The 23,173-nt window shown below is 56.3% G+C and carries 19 protein-coding genes; 8 read left to right on the top strand and 11 right to left on the bottom strand.

The window, feature by feature from the left end; translation table 11 throughout:
• Positions 1-41 precede the first annotated feature (41 nt).
• Entirely contained in the window at positions 42-1,271 is a 1,230-nt protein-coding gene (locus ABFI50_RS03275; protein ID WP_041163063.1) for an MFS transporter, read from the bottom strand.
• A 95-nt stretch (positions 1,272-1,366) separates the two neighbouring features.
• Between ABFI50_RS03275 and ABFI50_RS03270 the strand changes: the two genes are divergently transcribed.
• On the top strand, positions 1,367-2,257 hold the full coding sequence (locus ABFI50_RS03270) for a LysR family transcriptional regulator (protein ID WP_014884784.1): 891 nt from the start codon (positions 1,367-1,369) through the stop codon (positions 2,255-2,257).
• Here ABFI50_RS03270 and ABFI50_RS03265 read toward each other — a convergent pair.
• Positions 2,254-2,424, bottom strand: coding sequence for a YfgG family protein (locus ABFI50_RS03265; protein ID WP_032637831.1), 171 nt, complete (start codon positions 2,422-2,424; stop codon positions 2,254-2,256). The genes ABFI50_RS03270 and ABFI50_RS03265 overlap by 4 nt on opposite strands.
• 371 nt (positions 2,425-2,795) lie before the next feature.
• Here ABFI50_RS03265 and ABFI50_RS03260 point away from each other — a divergent pair, with 371 nt between their 5' ends.
• Positions 2,796-5,036, top strand: a complete 2,241-nt coding sequence (locus ABFI50_RS03260) for an EAL domain-containing protein (protein ID WP_014884782.1) — start codon at positions 2,796-2,798, stop codon at positions 5,034-5,036.
• Between the two features lie 4 nt (positions 5,037-5,040).
• Here ABFI50_RS03260 and ppx read toward each other — a convergent pair whose 3' ends face one another.
• The 4 genes from ppx to purM form a co-directional block, all read right to left on the bottom strand.
• Entirely contained in the window at positions 5,041-6,579 is a 1,539-nt protein-coding gene (ppx, locus tag ABFI50_RS03255) for an exopolyphosphatase (RefSeq protein ID WP_014884781.1), read from the bottom strand.
• A gap of 3 nt (positions 6,580-6,582) precedes the next feature.
• Positions 6,583-8,643: a polyphosphate kinase 1 gene (gene ppk1 / locus ABFI50_RS03250; protein ID WP_014884780.1), complete on the bottom strand. Its 2,061-nt coding sequence runs from the start codon at positions 8,641-8,643 to the stop codon at positions 6,583-6,585.
• A gap of 200 nt (positions 8,644-8,843) precedes the next feature.
• Positions 8,844-9,485, bottom strand: coding sequence for a phosphoribosylglycinamide formyltransferase (gene purN / locus ABFI50_RS03245; RefSeq protein ID WP_014884779.1), 642 nt, complete (start codon positions 9,483-9,485; stop codon positions 8,844-8,846).
• The gene (purM, locus tag ABFI50_RS03240) at positions 9,482-10,519 is read right to left on the bottom strand and encodes a phosphoribosylformylglycinamidine cyclo-ligase (RefSeq protein WP_023331057.1); all 1,038 of its coding nucleotides are present in this window, start codon (positions 10,517-10,519) and stop codon (positions 9,482-9,484) included. Before purM ends, purN begins: the two co-directional genes overlap by 4 nt.
• A 266-nt stretch (positions 10,520-10,785) precedes the next feature.
• On the opposite strand from purM, the gene ABFI50_RS03235 reads away from it, so the two are divergent.
• From ABFI50_RS03235 to ABFI50_RS03220, 4 genes are all read left to right on the top strand, one after another.
• A complete protein-coding gene (locus tag ABFI50_RS03235; RefSeq protein WP_014884777.1) occupies positions 10,786-12,216 on the top strand; it encodes a 6-phospho-beta-glucosidase in 1,431 nt (476 codons plus the stop codon).
• A 216-nt stretch (positions 12,217-12,432) separates the two neighbouring features.
• A complete protein-coding gene (gene upp, locus ABFI50_RS03230; protein ID WP_008501641.1) occupies positions 12,433-13,059 on the top strand; it encodes a uracil phosphoribosyltransferase in 627 nt (208 codons plus the stop codon).
• Between the two features lie 83 nt (positions 13,060-13,142).
• Positions 13,143-14,432 (top strand): uracil permease, encoded by a 1,290-nt coding sequence (gene uraA, locus ABFI50_RS03225; RefSeq protein ID WP_347485338.1) that lies wholly within the window; start codon positions 13,143-13,145, stop codon positions 14,430-14,432.
• Positions 14,433-14,527: 95 nt separating this feature from the next.
• Positions 14,528-15,229 (top strand): DnaA inactivator Hda, encoded by a 702-nt coding sequence (locus tag ABFI50_RS03220; protein ID WP_213014348.1) that lies wholly within the window; start codon positions 14,528-14,530, stop codon positions 15,227-15,229.
• Between the two features lie 80 nt (positions 15,230-15,309).
• Here ABFI50_RS03220 and ABFI50_RS03215 read toward each other — a convergent pair whose 3' ends face one another.
• Genes ABFI50_RS03215 through celB form a run of 3 tightly spaced genes read right to left on the bottom strand, consistent with a single transcriptional unit; the run spans position 15,310 to position 19,007 of the window.
• A complete protein-coding gene (locus ABFI50_RS03215; RefSeq protein WP_241820236.1) occupies positions 15,310-16,728 on the bottom strand; it encodes a leucyl aminopeptidase family protein in 1,419 nt (472 codons plus the stop codon).
• Positions 16,728-17,684: a N(4)-(beta-N-acetylglucosaminyl)-L-asparaginase gene (locus ABFI50_RS03210; protein WP_014884773.1), complete on the bottom strand. Its 957-nt coding sequence runs from the start codon at positions 17,682-17,684 to the stop codon at positions 16,728-16,730. The genes ABFI50_RS03215 and ABFI50_RS03210 overlap by 1 nt, the downstream gene beginning before the upstream one ends.
• 3 nt (positions 17,685-17,687) lie before the next feature.
• Positions 17,688-19,007: a PTS cellobiose transporter subunit IIC gene (gene celB, locus ABFI50_RS03205; protein ID WP_023337590.1), complete on the bottom strand. Its 1,320-nt coding sequence runs from the start codon at positions 19,005-19,007 to the stop codon at positions 17,688-17,690.
• 146 nt (positions 19,008-19,153) lie between these two features.
• Between celB and ABFI50_RS03200 the strand changes: the two genes are divergently transcribed.
• Positions 19,154-19,978, top strand: coding sequence for a hypothetical protein (locus ABFI50_RS03200; RefSeq protein WP_087529924.1), 825 nt, complete (start codon positions 19,154-19,156; stop codon positions 19,976-19,978).
• Here the strand turns inward: ABFI50_RS03200 and arsC are convergent.
• Together arsC and bepA are read right to left on the bottom strand one after the other, a co-directional pair.
• Positions 19,975-20,331 carry an arsenate reductase (glutaredoxin) gene (gene arsC, locus ABFI50_RS03195; RefSeq protein WP_045281130.1) on the bottom strand — a complete coding sequence of 119 codons (357 nt, stop codon included), beginning with the start codon at positions 20,329-20,331 and terminating at the stop codon, positions 19,975-19,977. The genes ABFI50_RS03200 and arsC overlap by 4 nt on opposite strands.
• Positions 20,332-20,344: 13 nt before the next feature.
• Complete coding sequence (gene bepA / locus ABFI50_RS03190; RefSeq protein WP_023337587.1) at positions 20,345-21,808, bottom strand: beta-barrel assembly-enhancing protease; 1,464 nt, start codon at positions 21,806-21,808, stop codon at positions 20,345-20,347.
• Positions 21,809-22,029: 221 nt separating this feature from the next.
• On the opposite strand from bepA, the gene ABFI50_RS03185 reads away from it, so the two are divergent.
• Positions 22,030-23,094 carry an AI-2E family transporter gene (locus tag ABFI50_RS03185; RefSeq protein WP_014884769.1) on the top strand — a complete coding sequence of 355 codons (1,065 nt, stop codon included), beginning with the start codon at positions 22,030-22,032 and terminating at the stop codon, positions 23,092-23,094.
• Positions 23,095-23,173 lie beyond the last annotated feature (79 nt).

Raw genomic sequence — 23,173 nt, 5'->3', positions numbered from 1 at the left:
CTCCTCCGGTTATGAATGACGACAGGGAAAGAAAACCATTTTTATGTATCGGTGATATTTGCCTGAGGCGGTGTTTTGTACCCGTTTGTCTGCGTGGTGCGCTGGATACAGTGCGTTACAGTTTGCCTGCCGGGACGGCGCACAATCGCTATCGCCAGCCCGGCAATCACCAGCGTCAGCCCCGTTGATACCCACATTGTTCCGGCGATCCCCAGCGTTTTGTTTAACCATGCACAGGCAAACGGTGAAGCCGCTGCTGTGAGCTGGCCAGGAATAAGCAGCATACCGGTGCGGCGGGCATAGCTCTCCACGCTAAACAGTTCCAGCGGCAGGTTCGCTTTGACTATCGTCATTAGCCCGTTGATGGCACCAAAACCCAGCACAAACCCGGCGGCACACCAGGCAAACCGGGTGCTGCTTAGCCCAATCAGAAAGCAGAGCGGCATGGCAAGGGCGGTGAAAAGGGTCAGTTTGAACGGCGTTAAGCGGGCACCCGCCAGCACCTCCAGCGAGCGAGCCCCCGTCTGACCTATCCCCCACAGGATGCCGATCGTGACCGGCAGGCCGAAGCTGGCGATAAACTCTGGCAGATGGGTAGACGTACCGCTGGAGACAAAGGTGAAAAGGGCGATGAAGGCTGCATAAAGCCAGCCGTTTCGTCGTTCGTTGCGCAGAGGTGGCGCGGTGACCTTTGTCGTCACCGTTAGCCGCTGCCGGGGAAGCGAGCGGATCAGCGCCGCGCTCAGCAGGCCAAAGAGGGCATAAACCCTTAGCGCCTCTTGCCAGCTCATAAGGTGGAGCAGGCCATCACCCAGCGGCCAGAAGACGGCGGATGCCAGCCCGCCCGCCAGCGTGACGCGTGAGATTGTTCTTCGCGCCTGCTGACCGTAGAGGTTCACCAGCGCGGCGAACAGCGCATCGTACAGCGACAGGCGCATCCCGATGCCGGTGATCAGCCAGACGCAATACCAACCAAATAACGTCTGGGTATATGCCATACCCGCGCAGCCTGCGGCGATCAGCAACGTGCCACTCATCACCACCCTCTGGCCGCCAAAGCGTTCCAGCAGGTGGGCGACGAAAGGGGAGGCCGCCGCCATCACCAGCATTGCCAGCGTCAGGCCGAGGTAAATCTGTGGTGATGACCACCCCCGATCGGCTGATATCGCCAGCGCGAAGGTACCGGGCATATAAAACGAGATCCCCCAGTTGATGAGTTGATGACATCCGGCAGTGAGGGCGAGTCGACGAGGCAGGGCAGGAGTTTCCATTGTTTCATTCCGTTATGCAGTTGTCCCCAGCATAGCGAGCGAGGTATTGTGCAAACAGGTCTGCAACCTTATGCGCGGTATAAGAGAAACTTTGAATGACGACGCTTAATCTGGGCTATCTCGCGACGTTCCGGCTGGTGATCCAGCGCGGCAGTTTTTCCGCTGCGGCGGATCTGATGGGCATTTCCCAGCCCGCTGTCAGCATGCAGGTACGTCAGCTGGAGCAGTTTTTGCAAACGCGCCTGGTGGAACGTACCGGGCGAGGCATTAAGGCGACGGCCGCCGGAGAGGCCCTGCTGGCCCACGGGGAACGCATTCAGCAGGTGGTGGATGAAACCCTCCAGTCCGTGGGTGCGTTCAGACACGATGTTAGCGGGACCATTACGCTTGGCACGGGGGCGACGGCCTGTATCCATCTTTTGCCGCCGTTACTGGAGCAACTGCGCCGCGACTATCCGCTCCTGCGGGTGGGCGTAACCACGGGCAACACGCTCGACATCGTCCGGGCTATCGAAGAGAACCGTCTCGATATGGGGCTGGTGACGCTGCCGGTCAGCGGCAAAGCGCTGGACGTCATGCCGGTGATGGACGAGGAGTTTGTCTTTATTGCTTCGCAGGCGCAGCAGGACGCTTTCAGGCACTTAACCCCGGAGGTGCTCCATGCTCAGTCGCTGATCGCCTTTGAGTCAGGCAGCAGTACCCGGACGCTCATTGATGGCTGGTTTGCTGCCAGCGGATTAACGATCGCACCGGTGATGCAGCTTGGCAGCATTGAGGCGATTAAGCGTATGGTTCGCGTGGGGCTGGGCTACAGTATCGTTCCAGGAATGGCGGTAGCGCATGAGGCTGACCGTGAAGGGCTGTGCGTGATGTCGCTGACGCCCATGCTGCAGCGACAGCTGGCTATCGTAATGCGGCAGGATAAGATCCTTAGCAAAGGGATAGCAGGAATTATTCGGCTGGTGCAAAACCATCCGGCGGGCTAGCGGTCAGCGGCGTCGACGTTCAGGCTGGTCTGCTGCGACTGGATCTTGTCCTGATGGTGATACCAGGCGCCAATGGAAGAGTAAACGAAGCGGCCAAAGAAAAACAGAAAGCTGATGAGCAGTATGATGCGGGTCATTCGGGTGTTAAAACGGTGTCGTTTGCGCATACGCGTGGCCTGACTCACTCTCTTTTTCCTGGGCATGCCCTTTTGGGCGATGGGGATATTAAGGCACAGCGGAAAGACAGGGTCAATTCCGCAATGTGTAAATAACCGTCAGTGTTTACATTAATTATTGTTATTGAAATTGATTGTTGCATTTACCATATTGATAATATGAGGAAAATTATTTCAAAAAAAACGCATGTAAGGCTTATTTGCATAAAATAGTTTGATTTAAGTCAACGGATTCCCGGCTCTGGTATTTAAAATCCCTCCTCCACACTGTTCGCCCTGCACATCACCGGGGCGGCGTCAGGTCAGGTTGGATGCCTGTCTTTATTTTCCCTCTGGAGTAAAAGGGGTTTAACCGGGCATCTATGAACATTTTCGCTTTTCTTAAAAACAATAAAAACCGCTGGTGGGCATTGCCGCTTATTTTGCCGGTGGGGTTACTGCCCGTGCTGAGCGTGGCGAATACGTTCACGCAGCTGGGCGACGGCATTGCGGCGCTCTATTATTTACCGCTCTCTTTTTTGCTTTCGCTGATGATGTTTTTTGGTCTGGAAGCTCTGCCCGGTATTGTACTGGCGCTGTTTATTCGCTATTACCCGTCGGTCGGGCTGTTCGAAACCGTCGCCGGTGTGTTCCATTTTATCGTCCCGTTAGTGCTCAGCTGGGGCGGCTATCGGGTTTTTGCGCCCAGACGAAATATGACGGCCTATGGCGACGTGCGGCTGATGGCGCAGCGTATGTTCTGGCAGGCCTTCTGCCCTGCGACGCTGTTTCTGGTGCTGTTCCAGTTTGCGGTGTATCTCGGCATATATGAGAGTCGTCAGAGCCTGGCGGGGCTGAACCCTTTTAATATTCGCACGCTGATTAACTATCAGGCCCTGCTGGTCAGCGGGCTGACGGGCGTGCCGCTATGTTATCTGCTGATCCGCCTGATTCGCCATCCGCGTTATCTCAACAGTCTCATCTCGCAGATCCGTAGCCAGATAGACGCAAAAGTGACGCCCGCTGAGTTTCTGATTTGGGCTGTTGCGCTCGGCGGGCTGATTTCGCTGCTGCTGCTCCCGATGAATGAAAACAGTTCCATTTTCACCACCAACTATACCCTGTCGTTGCTGATGCCGGTGATGCTCTGGGGGGCGATGCGCTTTGGCTATAAGCTGATTTCGCTTATTTGGACGCCGATACTGCTGGTGTCTATCCACTATTTTTACCGCTATATCCCAATCAACCAGGGATACGACATTCAGCTGGCGATCACCTCTTCCAGTTACCTGGTCTTTTCGTTCGTGGTGATTTACATGTCGATGCTGGCGACCCGGCAGCGCGCGGTGAACAAGCGTGCCCGCAGGCTGGCGTTACTCGACCCGGTTATGCATATGCCTAACCTGCGGGCGCTGTCGCGCGATCTGGCGAAAAACCCGTGGTCGGCGCTCTGTTTAGTGCGTATTCCTGAGCTGGAGATTCTGGGGCGTAACTATGGCGTGTTGCTGCGCATTCAGTACAAACAGCGGCTGGCGCAATGGATTAATGCCAGGCTCCAGTCCAACGAAAAGGTTTATCACCTCACGGGCTGTGACCTGGCGATTCGCCTTAACGCGGAATCGCACCAGCAGCGGATTGAAACTCTGGACGAGCATATCAAACAGTTCCGCTTTATCTGGGATGGCATACCGTTGCAGCCGCAGGTGGGCGTGAGCTACTGCTATGTACGTTCGCCCGTCAACCACCTCTATCTGGTGCTGGGCGAGCTGGGGGTAGTGGCTGACCTGTCGCTCTCCTCTAACCACCCGGAAAACCTTCAGCAACGTGGTGCCGTCCACCTGCAGCGTAGCCTGAAGGATAAAGTCGCGGTGATGAGTCGCCTGCAGCGTGCGCTGGATAACAACGAATTCACGCTGCTGGTTCAGCCTGTGCGCGGCCTGCGGGGGGACAGCTATCACGAAGTGCTGCTGCGCATGACCGATGCAAACGGGCTGTTAATCTCGCCTGAACAATTCCTGCCCGTTGCCCAGGAGTTTGGACTCTCTTCGCGGGTGGATTTGTGGGTACTGGACCACACGCTGCGCTTCCTTGCAGCGCACCGCGAGAAACTGCCCGGCCAGCGCTTTGCCATTAATCTGGCCCCTTCAACGGTGTGTCGGGTGCAGTTCCCGCTCGAGGTGAGTCGTCTGCTGACCCACTATGCCATCGAGCCGTGGCAGCTGATCTTTGAAGTGACGGAGTGCAGCACCTTCTGCAACGCGGAACAGGCGCTACACATCCTCAGGCAGTTGCAGAAAATGGGGGTACGCATTGCGATTGATGATTTCGGTACCGGTTATGCGAGCTATGCGCGGCTGAAAAGCGTGGATGCCGACATTCTCAAGATTGACGGCAGCTTCATCCGTAATATCGTCAACAACAGTCTGGACTATCAGATTGTGGCGTCTATCTGCCATCTGGCACGCATGAAGAAGATGCTGGTGGTGGCGGAGTATGTCGAGACCGAAGAGATACGTAGCGCGGTTCACGCGCTAGGCATCGATTATGTGCAGGGTTATCTGATTGGCAAGCCGGTTGCGCTTGAGTCACTGGCGGAAACTGAGGCGTCCACCGCGGACGCCTGAGTCATCATGCGGCGACGTCGGCGCTCTCTTCCTTGATTTTGAGCATCCAGCCGGTGACCGCTTCCCAGTACTGCTGCTCTTTTTCCAGATCCAGCAGGACCAGCGCGTTCTGGCTGAACCAGTCGTGCGGGAAGCTCAGCGTCCAGTGGTGATCGTCGGTTGTCAGCTTCAGCGTCGGCGGCGTCGTGGTGGCCTGACGCTGGTTATTGAGCAGCACGCCCAGACGCAGCAGCTGGATGAGCGGCAGGAACTGCTTCTTCTTGAACAGCGTGAAGCGCGGCAGATCGTCGAGCTTGATGGCCTTGCGGTGATAACGCACCAGCGTCGCCATCATGGTTTGCTGCTCCTGGTTAAAGCCAGGCAGATCGCTGTTTTGCAGAATATAGGCCGAATGGCGGTGCATCCCGCTGTGATTAATGTTCAGCCCCACCTCGTGCAGCATCGCGGCCCATTTCAGCAGGGCGGCAAGCTGCGGGTGCGCGAGCTTAGGATTCTGTTCTTCCCACTGTTCGTACATCTGGACCGTTGTTTCCAGCACGCGCTTCGCCTGCTCGCGGTCGATGTTGTACTGGTTGGCCAGGCTTTGCGCGGTGCGGCTGCGAATGTCCTGATGGCGGAAGCGGCCTTCCATCTCATACAGCACGCCTTCACGCAGCGCACCGTCGGAGAGACGCAGCTCCTTAATGGCAAGCGCATCAAACACGCCGCAGAGGATAGCCAGACCCGGTACAAATACCGCCTTACGTTCGTCAGAAAGACCCGGCAGGCTTAGGGCGTCAAAACTTTTATGCTTCAGCACTTCTTCGGTCAGCAGGGTCAGGCGTTCAGGCGTGATAAACCCGTCTTTTTCACCCATCGCCAGCAGGACTTCATGCGCCGCCTTGATGGTACCCGACGCGCCCAGCGCCACGTTCCAGCCCTGAATACGGTACTGCCAGGCCAGATTTTCCAGCTTCTGGACCGCGGCCATACGCGCCCGCTGGAAGTTTTCACGGGTGATGGCGCCGCCCGGGAAATACATCTGCGCGAAGCTGACGCAGCCCATACGGCGGCTTTCCACCAGACGCGGCTCAAAGTCTTCGCCGATCACCAGTTCCGTAGAACCCCCACCAATGTCGATAACCAGCTTGCGCCCTTTTTCCGGCTGGGTGTGCTCAACACCCATGAAAATCAGACGCGCTTCCTCGTTACCGGAGATGATCTCAATCGGGTAGGGGATCACTTTTTCGGCCCGCTTGAGGAACTCCGGGGCGTTCAGCGCCTGGCGCAGCGTGTGGGTCCCCACAATGCAAACGCTGGAAGGCGAGAAGCCCTGCAGGCGCTCAGCAAACAGGGACAGGCAGTTTAAGCCGCGCTCCATCGCCTCTTCGCTCAGCATGCTGCGTTCATCAAGACCATCCGCCAGGTGTACGCGCTGCTTCAGACGACCGATGATCTGCAGCGCGCCATCCACCTCACGGGCGATGACCATGTGGAAACTGTTAGAGCCAAGATCGACCGCGGCGAATTCCTGCGGGCGTGGGGTCTTATCATTTATCGGCATAGGTTAATCGGGTTGCTCGAGTGATTTGATATAGTCGTAAATCGCCAGTTGCGACCGCACTTTACGACGATTGCCGCGCGGTACATAGCGGTTACTGAGTTCTTTGTCGATATAGCGCGCTTTCACCGTATCGCTGAACAGGATCTCGATAATGTCGAGGATACGCTGTTTCAGACGCGGATCCAGCAGCGGGGTCGCGACTTCAATTCGATAGTCAATATTGCGCGTCATCCAGTCTGCCGAAGAGAGATAGACCTGTTTATCACCCGCATTATCGAAAATATAGACCCGATCGTGTTCCAGGTAGCGATCAACAATGCTGATAACGCGAATATTGTCGCTGATGCCTTCCAGTTCCGGGATCAGCGAGCACATGCCGCGGATCAGCAGGTTAACCGGCACGCCGGAACTGGACGCCGCATACAGACGGTCCACCAGACCTTTATCGACCAGGTTGTTAAGCTTCAGCGTGATGCCAGATGACAAACCTTTCTGGGCATTGGCGATCTCTTTATCGATCATATCGTACAGCAGGCGGCGCGAGTTCTGCGGCGAGACCAGCAGATAGTCAAAGCTCACCGGGCGGTACGGGTTCTCAATAAAGTTAAATACACGGCGCACTTCGTTAGTGATGCGGGCGTCGGCGGTGAGCAGCGAATAGTCGGTGTAAATCCGCGCCGTTTTCTCGTTGAAGTTCCCGGTTCCGATGTGGGCATAACGCACCACGTCTTCGCCCTCTTTACGGGAGATCAGGAACAGCTTGGCGTGAATTTTAAGCCCAGGCGCGGAGAAGATGACGTGCACACCCGCTTCCGTCAGACGGCGCGCCCAGTGAATGTTGGCTTCTTCATCGAAACGTGCCTGCAGCTCTACTACCACGGTCACTTTTTTGCCGTTGTGCGCCGCATGGATCATCGCGTCGATGATGCGGGAATCTTTTGCCACGCGGTAGATGTTGATTTTGATCGCCAGCACGCTCGGGTCGAAAGAGGCCTGACGCAGCAGTTCAAGCACGTGTTCAAACGTGTGGTACGGATAGTAGAGCAGGACGTCACGTTCGCGAATGGCGTCAAACCCGTTGCGGAATTTATCAAACCAGAGATGGCGCAGGCGCGGCAGCGGCTTGTTCACCAGGTTGGCTTTGCCAACGTTAGGGAAGCCAATAAAGTCTTTAAAGTTGTGGTAACGGCCACCGGGTACGATGGAGTCATAGCGCGAAATGGTCAGTTTCTCGCGCAGCATCTCCACCATGGCGTCCGGCATATCGCGCTGGTAAACAAAGCGTACCGGCTCGGCCGTCAGGCGCTGTTTCAGGCTGGAGGACATCAGCTCCATCAGGCTGGCTTCCATCTCGTGGACCAGGTCGTATTCGGCGTCACGGGTCATCTTCATCGAGTAGGCGTTTAGCGCATCGTAGTCGAAGAAGCCTTTGAAGATGTCGTCCAGACAGTAACGCAGGATGTTATCCAGCAGGATCATTGGCTTGCGTCTGCGCGGGGTTTCCGGCGGCAGGTTCACAAAGCGCGGCACCTTGTCAGACGGGATCTCCAGCAGCGCGTAGCTGATGGACTCACCGCGAATAATTTCCACGGCCAGATAGGTGTAGTCATCCTTCAGGAACTGCACCAGGTCGGTTTCGCGGTTAATCAGAATCGGGGTAATGTGCTGGCGGAGATAATGTTTGAAGTAGTGGCGCAGCCAGTTTTGTTGGTTAACGGAAAGCTGACGTTCGTTAATCAGGAAGATTTGATTGCGTGCCATCTCCAGCAGCAGTTCGTTATACAGGCCGTCAAACTCCTGATCGGCTTTCAACACGCGGGACTGGATTTTACCCAGCAGATGCCGCGAGTGAGAATTTAAGCCCTGTTCTTCGCTGATGATGATCCGTCTTTTCAGCTCGGCAAAGCGAACCTTGTAGAACTCATCCAGGTTGTTGGAATAAATGCCCAAAAAACGCATGCGTTCGATCAGCGGGTTACTTTTGTCGGCCGCTTCCTGGAGTACACGTTCGTTAAATGCTAACCAGCTTAGCTCTTTCTCGATATATAACTTTTCCTGACCCATTACAGCTCACACTCCAGTTCAATCACAGGACGTGGTAAATCCGTCTCGTCCTTATTATGGCGAGCATTTCCACGATATGTCCAACAGTGCCAGAAAAGTATGACAGTTATTTTTTTTGTTGGGGATTTTAGAGAGTTGGGGGAGGCAATATCGGGTAATGCAAGAAGTCGGGTAAGCGTAGCGCCACCCGACATAACAAACTACTCTTCGGCCGCATAACCCTGAGGCGGAAGCTTAACGCCGTCCAGCCAGGCTGCACCGTCGCGCATTTCAAGACGCCCGTCAACAAACCAGCTGACCACCAGCGGGTAGATGGCGTGTTCCTGGGTTTGCACGCGCTCGGTCACGTCGTCTTCGTTGTCGCCATCAAAGACCGGGACTTTCGCCTGCAGGATCACCGGGCCACCGTCCAGTTCGTCGGTGACGAAATGCACAGAGGTACCGTGCTCCTCATCGCCATTTTCCAGCACCTGACGGTGTGTGTGCAGGCCGGGATATTTTGGCAGCAGGGAAGGGTGGATATTCAGAAGTCGCCCGGCGAAGTGTTCGACAAACGCCGGGCTCAGAATACGCATATAGCCCGCCAGTACGACCACGTCCGGTGCATAGGCATCAATCTCGTTAACCAGTTCGCGGTCGAAGGCTTCACGCCCGGCGAACTGGCTGGCTTCCAGCGCGTGCGCGGGAATGCTCTCTTGCCGCGCGCGCTCAAGGCCGAACGCGTCGGCCTTGTTGCTGAATACTGCCCGAATGGTGCCGTTAATTTTCTTCTGTTTGCAGGCGTCTATTATGGCCTGCAAATTACTTCCGTTGCCGGAAATGAGCACCACGATGTTTTTCATTCAATGACCACACGCTCTTCGGAATCGGAGGCTTTAATCGTACCGATTTTCCACGCGTTTTCACCTTTCTCGGTCAACAGCTTAACCGCTTTATCGGCTTCGCTTGCTGGCAGGGCGATAACCATGCCCACGCCGCAGTTAAAGGTGCGGTACATTTCGTGAGAACTCACGTTGCCTGCGGTCTGCAGCCAGTTAAAGACCGCCGGCCACTGCCATGAGGATTCGTCGATCACCGCCTGGGTGTTATCCGGCAGGACGCGCGGAATGTTTTCCCAGAAGCCGCCGCCGGTCAGGTGGGCAATGGCGTGAACGTCAACGTTCTCGATAAGCTCCAGCACGTTTTTCACGTAGATGCGGGTCGGGGCCAGCAGATGGTCAGCCAGCGGTTTACCTTCAAGCTCAGTGGTTTGTGGGTCGCAACCGCTGACTTCGAGAATTTTACGCACCAGAGAGTAGCCGTTGGAGTGTGGGCCGCTGGAAGCCAGCGCAATCAGCACATCACCATCAGCCACTTTGCTGCCGTCGATAATTTCTGATTTTTCTACTACACCGACGCAGAAGCCTGCGACGTCATAATCTTCGCCGTGATACATGCCAGGCATTTCCGCGGTTTCACCGCCCACCAGCGCGCAGCCGGACTGCAGACAGCCTTCGGCGATACCGTTAATGACGCTGGCTGCGGTATCCACATCCAGTTTGCCGGTCGCGTAGTAATCGAGGAAGAACAGGGGTTCTGCACCCTGAACCACCAGGTCATTCACGCACATCGCAACCAGATCGATACCGATCGTGTCGTGACGTTTTAAATCCATCGCCAGGCGCAGTTTGGTGCCTACGCCGTCAGTTCCCGAGACCAGAACAGGTTCACGATATTTTTGCGGCAGCGCGCACAGTGCGCCGAATCCACCCAGACCCCCCATCACTTCCGGGCGGCGGGTTTTTTTCACCACACCTTTGATTCGGTCAACCAGCGCATTACCTGCGTCAATATCAACACCGGCATCTTTGTAGCTGAGAGAAGTTTTGTTGGTCACGGCTCAAGTCCCCACGCGATTGCATAGCTAGTAAGAAAAATCGGCGCAATTCTAACAGTCCAGGCAAACGTTTGCGAGCCTATTCTCGGTGGAGGGATCTTTTTTTCTCTCTGGCCATTGCGGGGCAACAAACTTGACTCTGTTCACGAAAATGAAACCGGTTTCGGTGATCTGCTTGCAACGGATAACCCCTTTGCACATCATCGAACTGAAACCGGTTTCTGTAATTGTTTTTGCAGAAAATAACGCAGAATGAGGGAAAGCGAATGTCAGGATTTAAAGCAGATTTTCTGTGGGGTGGTGCCGTTGCGGCGCATCAGCTGGAAGGCGGCTGGAAAGAGGGCGGCAAGGGCGTAAGCGTTGCCGACGTCATGACGGCGGGTGCGCATGGCGTACCGCGTGAAATCACCAACGGCGTGCTGGAAGGGAAGAATTACCCTAACCATGAAGCCATTGATTTCTACCATCGTTATAAAGAAGACATCAGACTCTTTGCCGAGATGGGGTTCAAATGTTTCCGTACCTCCATCGCCTGGACGCGTATCTTCCCGAAAGGCGACGAGCGGGAGCCTAATGAGGCTGGCCTGAAATTCTATGACGATCTGTTCGACGAATGCCTGAAGTACGGCATCGAACCGGTTATTACGCTTTCTCACTTCGAGATGCCTTTCCACCTGGTGACGGAATACGGCGGCTGGCGCAACCGTAAGCTGATCGACTTTTTCGTTCGTTTTGCAAAAGTGGTCTTCCAGCGCTATCAGCATAAAGTGAAATACTGGATGACCTTCAATGAGATCAACAACCAGGCTAACTTCCACGAAGATTTTGCGCCGTTCACCAACTCCGGGTTGAAGTATGCGCCGGGTGAAGACCGTGAGCCGGTCATGTTCCAGGCCGCGCACTACGAGCTGGTGGCCAGCGCCCTGGCGGTGAAGGCGGGACGCGAAATTAATCCGTCGCTGCAGATCGGCTGCATGATTGCTATGTGTCCTATCTATCCGCTGACCTGCGCGCCGGACGATATGATGATGGCGATGAATGCGATGCACCGTCGCTACTGGTTTACCGACGTGCACGTCCGCGGTAAGTACCCGCAGCATCTGCTCAACTACTTTGAACGTCGCGGGTTCGCGCTGGATATCACCGACGAGGATAAAGCAGCGCTGCGCCAGGGGTGCGTTGATTATATTGGCTTCAGCTATTACATGTCCTTTGCCACCAAGGCGACGGCGGACAACCCGCAGCTTGATTACGACGAGAGCAAGAGCCTGGTCTCTAACCCGTATGTGCAGAAATCCGACTGGGGCTGGCAGATTGACCCGGTTGGGCTGCGCTACTCACTGAACTGGTTCTGGGATCACTACCAGCTGCCGCTGTTCATTGTTGAAAACGGCTTTGGCGCGATTGACGTGCAGGAGAGTGACGGCACGGTAAACGATCGGTACCGCATTGATTACCTTTCTGCGCACATCCGCGAGATGAAAAAAGCGGTGGTGGAAGATGGCGTAGACCTGATGGGCTACACCCCGTGGGGCTGTATCGACCTTGTGTCTGCCGGCACCGGTGAAATGAAAAAACGCTACGGCTTTATCTTTGTAGATAAAGACAATGAAGGGAACGGCACGCTGAACCGCAGCAAGAAAAAGTCCTTCGACTGGTATAAGCAGGTGATTGCGAGCAACGGCGAGCAGCTATAATTGCCCGGTGGCGCTGCGCTTACCGGGCCTACGGGACGTGTAGGCCGGGTAAGCGTTAGCGCCACCCGGCAGAACCCCGCACCCAAGCCGGAGCCCAGCCTCCGGCTTTTTTGTCTTTGATTGACATATGTCAAGCAAGATGGGTATGGCGCAATCCGAAAAAAGCGGTATAATCCCGCGATTTTTTTGCGGATGCCACCTCAGAGGAGAAAGAGAATGAAGATTGTGGAAGTGAAACACCCACTCGTTAAACACAAGTTGGGCCTGATGCGTGAGCATGACATCAGCACGAAGCGTTTTCGCGAACTGGCTTCTGAAGTGGGCAGCCTGCTGACCTACGAAGCAACCTCTGATCTGGAAACGGAAAAAGTCACCATCGAAGGCTGGAACGGCCCGGTGCAGGTTGAGCAGATCAAAGGGAAGAAAATTACCGTCGTGCCTATCCTGCGTGCCGGTCTGGGTATGATGGAAGGCGTGCTGGAGCACGTACCCAGCGCGCGCATCAGCGTGGTCGGTATCTACCGTAATGAAGAGACGCTGGAGCCGGTTCCTTACTTCCAGAAGCTGGTGTCCAACATCGACGAACGTATGGCGCTGGTGGTTGACCCTATGCTGGCGACCGGCGGTTCAATGATCGCCACCATTGACCTGCTGAAAAAAGCGGGCTGCAGCAGCATTAAGGTGCTGGTACTCGTTGCGGCACCGGAAGGGATCGCGGCGCTGGAAAAAGCGCACCCGGACGTTGAGCTGTACACCGCCTCTATCGACCAGGGTCTTAACGAGCACGGATACATCATCCCGGGGCTCGGCGATGCCGGCGATAAGATCTTTGGTACGAAATAATCGAATAACGATAAAAAAGCCGACTTTGATAGTCGGCTTTTTTTTGAATAAAACACCAACAACAAAACTCAGAGGAAAACACTATGACGCGCCGTGCTATCGGGGTGAGTGAAAAACCGCCGCTTTTACAGACTATCCCGCTTAGTTTGCAGCACCTGTTCGCCATGTTTGGCGCAACCGTGCTGGTGCCAATCCTGTTTCACATTAACCCGGCTACCGTGCTGCTGTTCAACGGCATCGGTACGCTGATGTACCTCTTTATCTGTAAAGGCAAAATCCCGGCGTATCTCGGGTCGAGCTTCGCCTTTATCTCTCCGGTGCTATTGCTGCTGCCGCTGGGTTATGAAGTGGCGCTGGGCGGCTTTATCATGTGTGGCGTACTGTTCTGCCTGGTCTCCTTCATTGTGAAGAAAGCCGGTACCGGCTGGCTGGACGTGATGTTCCCCCCTGCGGCGATGGGCGCAATCGTTGCCGTCATCGGTCTCGAACTGGCGGGCGTGGCGGCGAATATGGCCGGTCTGCTGCCTGCGGACGGGCAATCGCCGGATTCTAAAACCATCATTATCTCGATGGTGACGCTGGGCGTGACGGTGTTTGGCTCCGTGCTGTTCCGCGGCTTTATGGCGATTATCCCGATCCTGATCGGCGTGCTGGCGGGCTATGCGCTCTCCTTCGTGATGGGCGTGGTGGATACCACACCGATTGCCGAGGCGCACTGGTTCGCGCTGCCAACCTTCTACACCCCGCGCTTCGAGTGGTTTGCTATCTTCACCATTCTGCCCGCCGCACTGGTCGTGATTGCGGAGCACGTCGGCCACCTGGTGGTAACGGCGAACATCGTAAAGCGTGATTTAATCCGCGACCCGGGTCTGCACCGCTCCATGTTTGCGAACGGTTTCTCCACCATCATCTCCGGTTTCTTCGGATCCACGCCAAACACCACGTACGGTGAGAACATCGGCGTGATGGCAATCACCCGCGTCTACAGCACCTGGGTTATTGGCGGCGCGGCGATTATTGCCATTCTGCTCTCCTGCGTGGGCAAGCTGGCGGCAGCGATTCAGATCATCCCGGTGCCGGTCATGGGCGGCGTCTCGCTGCTGCTGTACGGGGTAATCGGTGCCTCCGGGATTCGCGTGCTGATTGAATCGAAAGTGGATTACAGCAAAGCGCAGAACCTGATCCTCACCTCGGTCATTCTGATTATCGGCGTGAGCGGTGCGAAGGTGCACATCGGTGCGGCCGAGCTGAAAGGCATGGCGCTGGCGACCATCGTCGGCGTGGGCCTGAGCCTGATTTTCAAGCTGATCTCGGTGATCCGCCCGGAAGAGGTGGTCCTGGACGCTGACGAAAGCGAAAAAGCGCCACATTGATCCTTTAACCGGGTGGACGATCCGCCCGGTTCTCTCCTTGCTGGTTCCGTGTTAAACTCCGTTCCGATTTTACGTAAGATCTGGTTGAGGTACTTCTGAACGGACCGGCACAGCTCTCTCTGCCACTCTATCTCCCTGACGATGAAACTTTTGCGAGTTTCTGGCCGGGTGATAACCCCTCTTTACTGGCTGCACTGCAAAACGTGCTGCGCCAGGAGCACAGCGGATACATCTATATCTGGTCACGCGAAGGCGCGGGGCGCAGCCACCTGTTGCATGCCGCCTGCGCGGAGCTTTCGGCGCGCGGTGATGCGGTAGGCTATGTGCCGCTGGATAAACGTACCTGGTTCGTGCCTGACGTGCTGGAGGGAATGGAACATCTCTCCCTGGTCTGCATCGATAATATCGAATGCGTGGCGGGGGATGAGCCGTGGGAAATGGCGATCTTTAACCTCTATAACCGCATTCTGGAGTCGGGCAAAACCCGACTGCTGATCACCGGCGATCGTCCACCGCGCCAGCTCAATCTTGGGTTGCCGGATCTGGCGTCACGTCTGGACTGGGGGCAAATCTACAAGCTCCAGCCGCTGTCGGATGAAGATAAGCTTCAGGCATTACAGCTGCGCGCAAAGCAGCGTGGCTTTGAGCTGCCGGAAGACGTGGGCCGTTTCCTGCTCAAGCGCCTGGACAGGGAAATGCGCACCCTGTTCGATACGCTCGATCAGCTCGATCGCGCTTCCATTACCGCCCAGCGCAAGCTGACCATTCCGTTTGTGAAAGATATCCTTAAGCTTTGAGTTTTTTGCCGGGTGGCGGCTGCGCTTACCGGGCCTACAGGTGCTCTTTGTAGGCCGGGTAAGGCGTAGCCGCCACCCGGCTAAAGATCCTCCAACAGATGCTCTACCAGAAGTGGAATCGGCCGTCCTGATGCCACGCTCCGTCCCCCTTCACGCCACAGTGCCGTGCCGCTGATATCCAGATGCGCCCACGGAATGGTTGGCGGGCAGAAGTGATGCAGCAACCACGCCGCCGAGGCGCTTATCGCCGCATTGTTGGTTGGCGTGTTGCACAGATCGGCGATGGCGCTGTCGGTCTGCTTTTTCAACCGCGCATCCAGCGGCAGGGACCACACTTCGTCGCCACTCTGTTTCCCTGCCTGCGTCAGCGCACTGCGCAGCGGTTCATCCTGCGTCATTAGCCCGCTTAGCTCATACCCCAGCGCCTTCACGACTGCACCGGTTAAGGTCGCCATATCAATAATATAGCGCGTCTGCGGATGCCGCTGGCTGGCCCAGGCGATGGCATCCGCCAGCACCAGTCGACCTTCAGCATCGGTATTGTTGATTTCAACCGTGGTGCCGTTGCAGGCTGTTGCCACCGTGCCGGGCTGCATGGCATTGGGGCCGATGGCATTTTCTGCCAGTGCCAGCACGCCCATGATGCGTACGGGTAATCCCAGCTCTGCCACGGTGAGCATCAGCCCCAGCACGTTAGCCGCCCCGCACATGTCATATTTCATGGTGTACATGCCCGCACCTTCTTTCAGCCACAGACCGCCGGTATCAAAGGTGATGCCTTTTCCCACATAGCAGCGCACCGGGCCGTCGTGAGTGCCATCATAATGCATCGCCAGCAGACGTGGCGGGCAGCTCGCCCCTTTGCCCACGGCGTGCAGTAGACCCAGGCCGTGCTCAACAATCTCTTTTTCGTTGAGCACTTCGCAGCGCAGGGCGGGGAAGAGGGCGCAGAGCTTTAGTGCCTCTTCTACCACAAACTGCGGCGTACACCGGTCAGAGGGGATATCCGCCAGACGTCGTGCCGCGACCATGCCGTGCGCGATAGCCTGCTGCTGGCGGAAAACACTCTCCAGCTTCGCCTGTTGTTCCGGCAGGCAGAGGGCGGTGATATGCGCAATACGGACGTCATCGTCGGTTTTCTTTAGCTGCAAATCGCTCAGCCGGTGCGCCTGATTAAAGAGAAAACGCAGCACTTGCGCCAGCACGACGTCGTCGATATTTGTCACGTCCAGCATCACATCGGGACTCACGGGTGAGGCCAGCAGCGGGCGCAGCGCCGTGAGCAATCCTTCTGTCAGGCTATCGTGCCAGAGCGCATCCGGGAGCAGCGTGATCCGGGCAAAAGGGGCGCAGCCAAAGCGGGCGTCAGCGATGCCGCTGGACTCGCGCATTTCCGCGATAAGCGCAGTTTGCGGCAAATGCGCACAGGCGGTGCGGGCGATGAAATGGCTTTGCGGCTTTGCGTCGGAAAGTGCGGTAATGAGTTGATATGTAATCATCATGACTCCTCAATCGGGGCGCGGATCCGCGCGGCATAGGCCTGCATCCATTCATCGTCTACCGCGTGATAATGCGTTTTTTCCCGCAGACGCTCTGTGCGATAAACGGTGAGAGGCTGTCGAGCCGTCGCCACCACAAACGAAAAGGTTTTGATATTCGTCGCGGCGCCGAACTCGCCCTTGTTATTCATGCACACCACGGAGAGATCGCCCGCGCGACCAAAGCGCGACATCAGCTTATCTTCCAGCTCGAACACCACTGAATCTGCGGCCTGCTGCGGCGACATGCCTTGCGCCATCCGGCGAACGATTTCGTAGCTGGTGCAGCCTTTCATCAGATCTTCACCGACGCCCGTGGCGGTAGCGGCACCGGTTTCGCTGTCGCAGTAAAAGCCGGAGCCGATAATGGGGGAATCCCCAATGCGGCCGCGTTTTTTCATAAACAGGCCGCTGGTGGAGGTGGCTACGCTCATGGAACCCTGCTTATCAAGACCGATAATGCCGACGGTATCGTGTCCGTCGTACGGACTTAAGCCTTTATCCAGCGTCTCGCGGCAGCGCTTGCGGTAGTGCTGCATGGCGCGCTCCGTGAGCATGGTTTTGTCGGCAAAGCCCTGGCTCAGTGCCCATTCACGTGCGCCCTGGCCGACCAGCAGGCTGTTGTAGCGCTGGCGGCTCAGCGCGTGCGCCACGCGCACCGGATTGGCGATATCCACCAGATTTCCTACGGCGCCGAACGCCAGCGTGTCGCCGTCCATGTACGCCGCATCCAGCTCGACTTCGCCATTTTCGGTAGGCAGCCCGCCATAGCCGACGGATTTATACAGCGGGAAGTCTTCCACGGCAGCGACGGCATCCACCACCGCTGCTGAGACCGGTTTTCCCGCCGCCAGGGCAGATGCAGATTCCGTTACGCCTTCAAGCGCCATTCGCCAGGTTGCGATAATTCCCCACATGCTTTACTCCTGTTTTGCAAGGGTGGTGTCAGTTTGTGTGACCGTGCTCAGCTCCGCAGCACGGTACTGTTTGTCCACGATACGCATGAAAGGCAGGTACAACATGGCGCCAATCAGCAGGTTGATAAGCTGCATCACGCTGCCGCTCAGGTGCCCGGTAACGATAAAACCGCTGATGACCGGTGGCAGCGTCCAGGGGATAAACACCCCGGTGGTGACGGCGACCGCGCCAATTTTCATCGCCGCATACTGCACGGTAACCAGCACCAGCGGCACCAGGTTGAACGGAATAAGCATGATCGGGTTCATGATCACCGGCAGGCCAAACAGGATCGGCTCGTTAATGTTAAACACCGACGCCCCCGCGCCGAGGCGCGCCACTTCGCGCATGTTTTTACTGCGGGCGAAAATCAGCATCGCAATCACCAGCGACAGCGTGGCGCCCGCTCCCCCCATCCAGATCATGTCAAAAAACTGTTCAGTAATAATGTGCGGCGGCGTCGTGCCCGCCTGAATGGCGGCGATGTTATCGGTCTGGTTTTCCATCCACAGCGGACGAATGATGCCGTTGATCATCGAGCCGGAGTTAATCCCCACTGACCACAGAATAGTGATGCTGAATACGGTCATCAGCGCGCCAAAGTAAGAGGTGCCGTAGTGGCGTACCGGCGTGGCGACCACCTCGTAAATGAACTGATGGATGGTGTTGTAGTGGGTATTTTCGAAGATGATGCGGATACCCAGCACCAGTATCATGACCAGCAGGGCCGGGATCAGCGCCGCGAAGGACTCCTGTACCGCAGGCGGCACGCCGTCCGGCATTTTAATGACCAGATTTTTGCGCTTCAGCCAGCAAAACAGTTCCGTCCACAGCAGCGAACCGATCATCGCCACAAACAGCCCCTTGCTGCCAATCCACTCTACCGGTATGACGGTAATGCCGCCGTTTTCCGCCACTTTGATAAACGGCGTCAGGATTAAAAATGCGACCAATGCCAGGATGCCGCAGGAGATACGGTCCTCGCCATAGTGTTCGGCCAGGCGGAAGGCGACCAGGAAGCTGATAAACAGCGACATGGTGGAGAAGACCGCATTGAACGGAATTTCGATAATCGCGCTCCAGCTCTCACCAAAGGCCTGAGACATAAACTGCTGATAGGTTTGATTCGGGAACGACGAGATGACGAGCAGAATGGATCCGACGATGATAAATGGCATGAATGAAACGTAGGCACCACGAATGGCCCCGAGATGGCGCTGCTGGGCCGTTTTCGCCGCCAGCGGCATCAGTTTTGCTTCAAGAAATCCCAGAACATTGTTCATTGCGAACTCCGTACAAGATTGAGGGGTATTGTTTATGTTATGTCTGTGGATTATCAGTGAAGCGCGGTGAGCGAAAGGTGAAATCGGTCACAAAGCAATCGCTTGTATAATGTAAATCTCATAAGATTGGTTTCAGGAGGATTGGAATGGAAATCAAACTGCACGCCAATGCCACCACCACGCCGCGTATCCGCCGCTACCTTCAGCAGTCTGATAAAAGCGACCGGGAACTGGCCATTGAGCTGGGGATCTCGGTCACTACCGTCAGGCGCTGGCGCAACCGCGATCGGGTTTCGGATAACCACACTACGCCAAAAGTGATACACAAAGCGCTGAGACAAGAGCAGGTTGCACTGGTTAATGCCCTGCGCGACATATCAGGTGCGCCATTAGATGAATTGCTGCAGATAGTTAACGACATCCTGGGCATCCCCGTCTCACGGGCAACGTTGAGTCGCTATCTCAAACCGGCACCCGCGAAACAAAAAGGGGCTTCGTTACAGGGAAAAAAGGCGCTGAAAGCTGGCATCAGGCCGCATACGCTGCTGCTGTATCATCAGCCTTTGTCGCTGCATATGGATGATGGGGGCGAACAACACCTGCTCTGGGCGCGCGAACCGGTGAGCGGCTGGTGTTATGCCCGGCTCTATGCGGGTCTTTCACCGCAGTTGCTCACTACCTGGACGCGCGCGCTGCTGGAGGCCTGCCCTGCTGATATACAATCTCTTGAGACTTTCGGTTTTGAACCGACGCTGCCTGCACAAGACGTTGTTGTTAACGCTCATCCACACAAGCACAATGCGCTGCAGGTGGCGCTACCGCTCCGGGATATTATTCCGCGAGTTAATGATGAACCGGCTGGAGAGGTTGTTATCACGCTATGCGAGTTTTATAACCGGGGTAAAACGCAGAAAAAGCTGGGAGAAAGTACGCCGCAGGCGTTTCTGGAAGCGCTGCGGCGTAAGGACTAGAGGATGTCGAGGACATCTTCCGGCGGACGGCCGATGCGTGCTTTACCGTTTGCCACCACAATCGGTCGCTCAATCAGCTTTGGATTCTCAACCATCGCCTGAATCAGCTGGTCTTCGCTGAGGTACGTGTCGTCCAGATTCAGTGACTTATACAGATCCTCTTTCTGGCGCATCAGTTCGCGCGCGCTGCCCATTCCCAGCATGTGCAGCAGCTGACGAAGCGTCTGCGCGTCCGGCGGTGTGTCGAGATACAACACCACGTCAGGGTCGATACCGTTAGACTTCAGCAGGCTGAGCGTGTCGCGGCTCTTGGAGCAGCGAGGGTTATGATAAATTTTTACCGCGTCTGTCATGACTTCTCCTTGGTTACATCTTCTCGTACGGCTTAAAGCGTTGTTGCAGACTACGCAGCTGGTCGATACGCGCGTCGTAGCGGGCCTGTTGCAGGCTGCCGAGTTTGACCTGCGAGCTGGCACTGCTCAACAAGGAAATCGCCTGATCGAGGCGACCCGCCAGTGCCAGGCCTTCAGCACGCGCGGCCAGTTCCTGATCGCGGTTACCCAGTTGCCCCTGGGCCTGGGCGAGCAATTCCCAGCCGTTCTGGTCATCTTTATTGTTAAAGGTATAGCGGTTCAGGATGGTCACAGCCTCCGCTGGCTGACCGCCCTGTAAGTAAGCGTTAGCAAGGTTAAGCTGTAGCACCGGGTTGGTGCGTATGTCTTTCGCCCCTTTCAGGCGGTTAATCGCATCGGTAGTTTTCTTCTGCCCCAGATCGATATCCGTCGAGAGATCGAGATACCATGGGTTATTCGGATCTGCGGCCAGCAGGGGCTGCAGCGCTTTACGCGCGTCGTCGTATTTGCTGGCTTCCATCGCCTGTAATGCCTGGCCATACTGCGCGGCGTTTTTTTCACGCACGTTGCCTTTCGCCAGGGTGTCCAGCAGATCGCTGGTAAGCTGGTTACGCCCGGAGTTGTACATGCCGAGCGTTCGCACTTTCGCCATGTAGAAGTCCTGAGAAGACTGCACGACGACCGGGCGCATCTGGTTGGCACGGTTACGGGCATCCGACAAACGGCTTTCCGGTAACGGGTGGGTGAGTAAAATTTCCGGGGGACGGGAAGAGTAACGTGCCTGATCGAGCAGTTTTTCCAGGAAAGTCGGCATGGCCTGCGGGTCAAAGCCCGAACGCTGTAAAACCTGAATGCCGATACGGTCCGCTTCCTGTTCGTTTTGCTGGGTGAAGCTGATCATCCCCTGACGCGTTCCGGCCAGCGTACCGGTCAGTGCCGCCATCCCCGCCTGTGGGCTGGCCATTGCGAGCAGAATAGAACCCAGCGCGCCCACCCAGGTGAGCGGGGCATTGCGCTTCTGGTCTTCCATTGCACGCGCCAGGTGGCGCTGGGTGACGTGTGAAATTTCGTGCGCCATCACCGAAGCCAGCTGGCTTTCGTTGTCAGAGTAGCGAAATAACGCCGAATGCAGCACCACGTTCCCGCCAAAGAAGGCGAAGGCGTTAATTTCGTCGTTATTGATTAAATAGAAATGGAAGGGCGTTTTGACCGAGTCGGCGTGCGCCACCAGACGCATCCCCAGCCCGTTAATATACTGTACCAGCAAAGGATCGTTAATCAGCGGGGCGCTGCCGCGCAGCTGGCGAACATAGTAATCGCCCATTTGCATCTCTTGCCCGATAGAGAGCGTGCTTCCTGCTGTGGTGCCCATGTCCGGCAATGAGTCGGACGAGTCAGCGAAAGCGGGCAACACCTGACCGACCGTCACTGCGGCAATCAGTGTTGCAACCAGTGTTTTTCTCAACTGCCTGAACATAACCACTGTCCTGTATATTGGATGTGCTAATTTGACCGATGAACCGCCATATCGTTCATCTCTGCTGCCCTGCGAGTGTAGCTGTGTTACAGCATGAAGAAAATCCCATTCATCAGGCTTTTGCGGATTGTGACAGGGATACAAAAAGCGAAAGTCTTTTTTGTGACAGTTAGATACAATTCACCGTCTCACTCCCGCCATTCGATTCAGGGAAGGGTTGTATGCTCGAAATGTTAATGCAGTGGTACCGGCGTCGGTTCAGTGACCCGGAAGCCATTGCTTTGTTGGTTATTCTGGTTGCCGGATTCGGTATTCTGTTCTTCTTCAGCGGCCTTCTCGCGCCTCTGCTGGTGGCGATTGTGCTGGCGTATCTGCTGGAGTGGCCAACGGCGCGCCTGGAACATATCGGTTGTTCTCGTCGCTGGGCGGCAAGCATCGTCCTGGTGCTGTTTGTCGGCATTCTGCTGTTGATGGCCTTCGTGGTGATGCCCGTGGCCTGGCAGCAGGGGATCTACCTGATCCGCGATATGCCCGGCATGTTGAATAAGCTCTCTGATTTCGCCGCCACCCTGCCGCGCCGTTATCCCGCGTTGATGGACGCCGGTATCATCGACGCGATGGCGGAAAACATGCGTGCCCGCATCATGACGATGGGCGACTCGGTGGTGAAATATTCGCTGGCCTCACTGGTGGGGCTGCTCACTCTGGCCGTTTACCTCGTGCTCGTGCCGCTGATGGTTTTCTTCCTGGTCAAAGATAAAGACCAGATGCTTAACGCCGTGCGGCGTATTTTGCCGCGCAACCGCGGGCTGGCGGGGCAGGTCTGGGAAGAGATGAACCAGCAGATCACTAACTACATTCGCGGCAAGGTGCTGGAGATGATGGTGGTGGGGGTAGCAACCTGGATTGGTTTCGTGATCTTCGGCCTCAACTACTCGCTGCTGCTGGCCGTGCTGGTGGGATTCTCGGTCCTGATTCCGTACATCGGCGCGTTTGTGGTCACCATTCCGGTGGTGGGCGTCGCGCTGTTCCAGTTTGGTCTGGGGACGGAGTTCTGGAGCTGCTTCGCGGTGTACCTGATTATTCAGGGGCTTGACGGGAACCTGCTGGTACCGGTGCTGTTCTCCGAAGCGGTAAACCTGCATCCGCTGGTGATTATCTTATCCGTGGTAATTTTCGGCGGGCTGTGGGGGTTCTGGGGCGTGTTCTTTGCGATTCCGCTGGCCACGCTGATTAAAGCGGTGGTGCACGCATGGCCGGATGTACCGGCGGTGGAAGAGAAGTAGATTTTGTGCGGGCTGATGCCCTCACCCCAACCCTCTCCCACGGGAGAGGGAGCAAACATTAAAAAAGGCAACTGACGTT

The sequence above is a fragment of the Enterobacter sp. HNDS-6 genome (assembly GCF_039850505.1).
Lineage (GTDB): Bacteria > Pseudomonadota > Gammaproteobacteria > Enterobacterales > Enterobacteriaceae > Enterobacter > Enterobacter kobei.
Note: the sequence above shows the minus strand (reverse complement) of the source record. Positions and strands in the feature narration are given on the sequence as shown.

Coding starts and splice junctions, on each gene's coding strand:
- ABFI50_RS03265 (WP_032637831.1), bottom strand. CDS start 2,424: ATGCGCAAACGACACCGTTTTAACACCCGAATGACCCGCATCATACTG.
- upp (WP_008501641.1), top strand. CDS start 12,433: ATGAAGATTGTGGAAGTGAAACACCCACTCGTTAAACACAAGTTGGGC.
- ABFI50_RS03200 (WP_087529924.1), top strand. CDS start 19,154: ATGGAAATCAAACTGCACGCCAATGCCACCACCACGCCGCGTATCCGC.
- ABFI50_RS03270 (WP_014884784.1), top strand. CDS start 1,367: ATGACGACGCTTAATCTGGGCTATCTCGCGACGTTCCGGCTGGTGATC.
- ABFI50_RS03215 (WP_241820236.1), bottom strand. CDS start 16,728: ATGATTACATATCAACTCATTACCGCACTTTCCGACGCAAAGCCGCAA.
- ppx (WP_014884781.1), bottom strand. CDS start 6,579: ATGCCGATAAATGATAAGACCCCACGCCCGCAGGAATTCGCCGCGGTC.
- ABFI50_RS03260 (WP_014884782.1), top strand. CDS start 2,796: ATGAACATTTTCGCTTTTCTTAAAAACAATAAAAACCGCTGGTGGGCA.
- ABFI50_RS03210 (WP_014884773.1), bottom strand. CDS start 17,684: ATGTGGGGAATTATCGCAACCTGGCGAATGGCGCTTGAAGGCGTAACG.
- bepA (WP_023337587.1), bottom strand. CDS start 21,808: ATGTTCAGGCAGTTGAGAAAAACACTGGTTGCAACACTGATTGCCGCA.
- ABFI50_RS03185 (WP_014884769.1), top strand. CDS start 22,030: ATGCTCGAAATGTTAATGCAGTGGTACCGGCGTCGGTTCAGTGACCCG.
- purN (WP_014884779.1), bottom strand. CDS start 9,485: ATGAAAAACATCGTGGTGCTCATTTCCGGCAACGGAAGTAATTTGCAG.
- ppk1 (WP_014884780.1), bottom strand. CDS start 8,643: ATGGGTCAGGAAAAGTTATATATCGAGAAAGAGCTAAGCTGGTTAGCA.
- uraA (WP_347485338.1), top strand. CDS start 13,143: ATGACGCGCCGTGCTATCGGGGTGAGTGAAAAACCGCCGCTTTTACAG.
- ABFI50_RS03235 (WP_014884777.1), top strand. CDS start 10,786: ATGTCAGGATTTAAAGCAGATTTTCTGTGGGGTGGTGCCGTTGCGGCG.
- celB (WP_023337590.1), bottom strand. CDS start 19,007: ATGAACAATGTTCTGGGATTTCTTGAAGCAAAACTGATGCCGCTGGCG.
- ABFI50_RS03275 (WP_041163063.1), bottom strand. CDS start 1,271: ATGGAAACTCCTGCCCTGCCTCGTCGACTCGCCCTCACTGCCGGATGT.
- arsC (WP_045281130.1), bottom strand. CDS start 20,331: ATGACAGACGCGGTAAAAATTTATCATAACCCTCGCTGCTCCAAGAGC.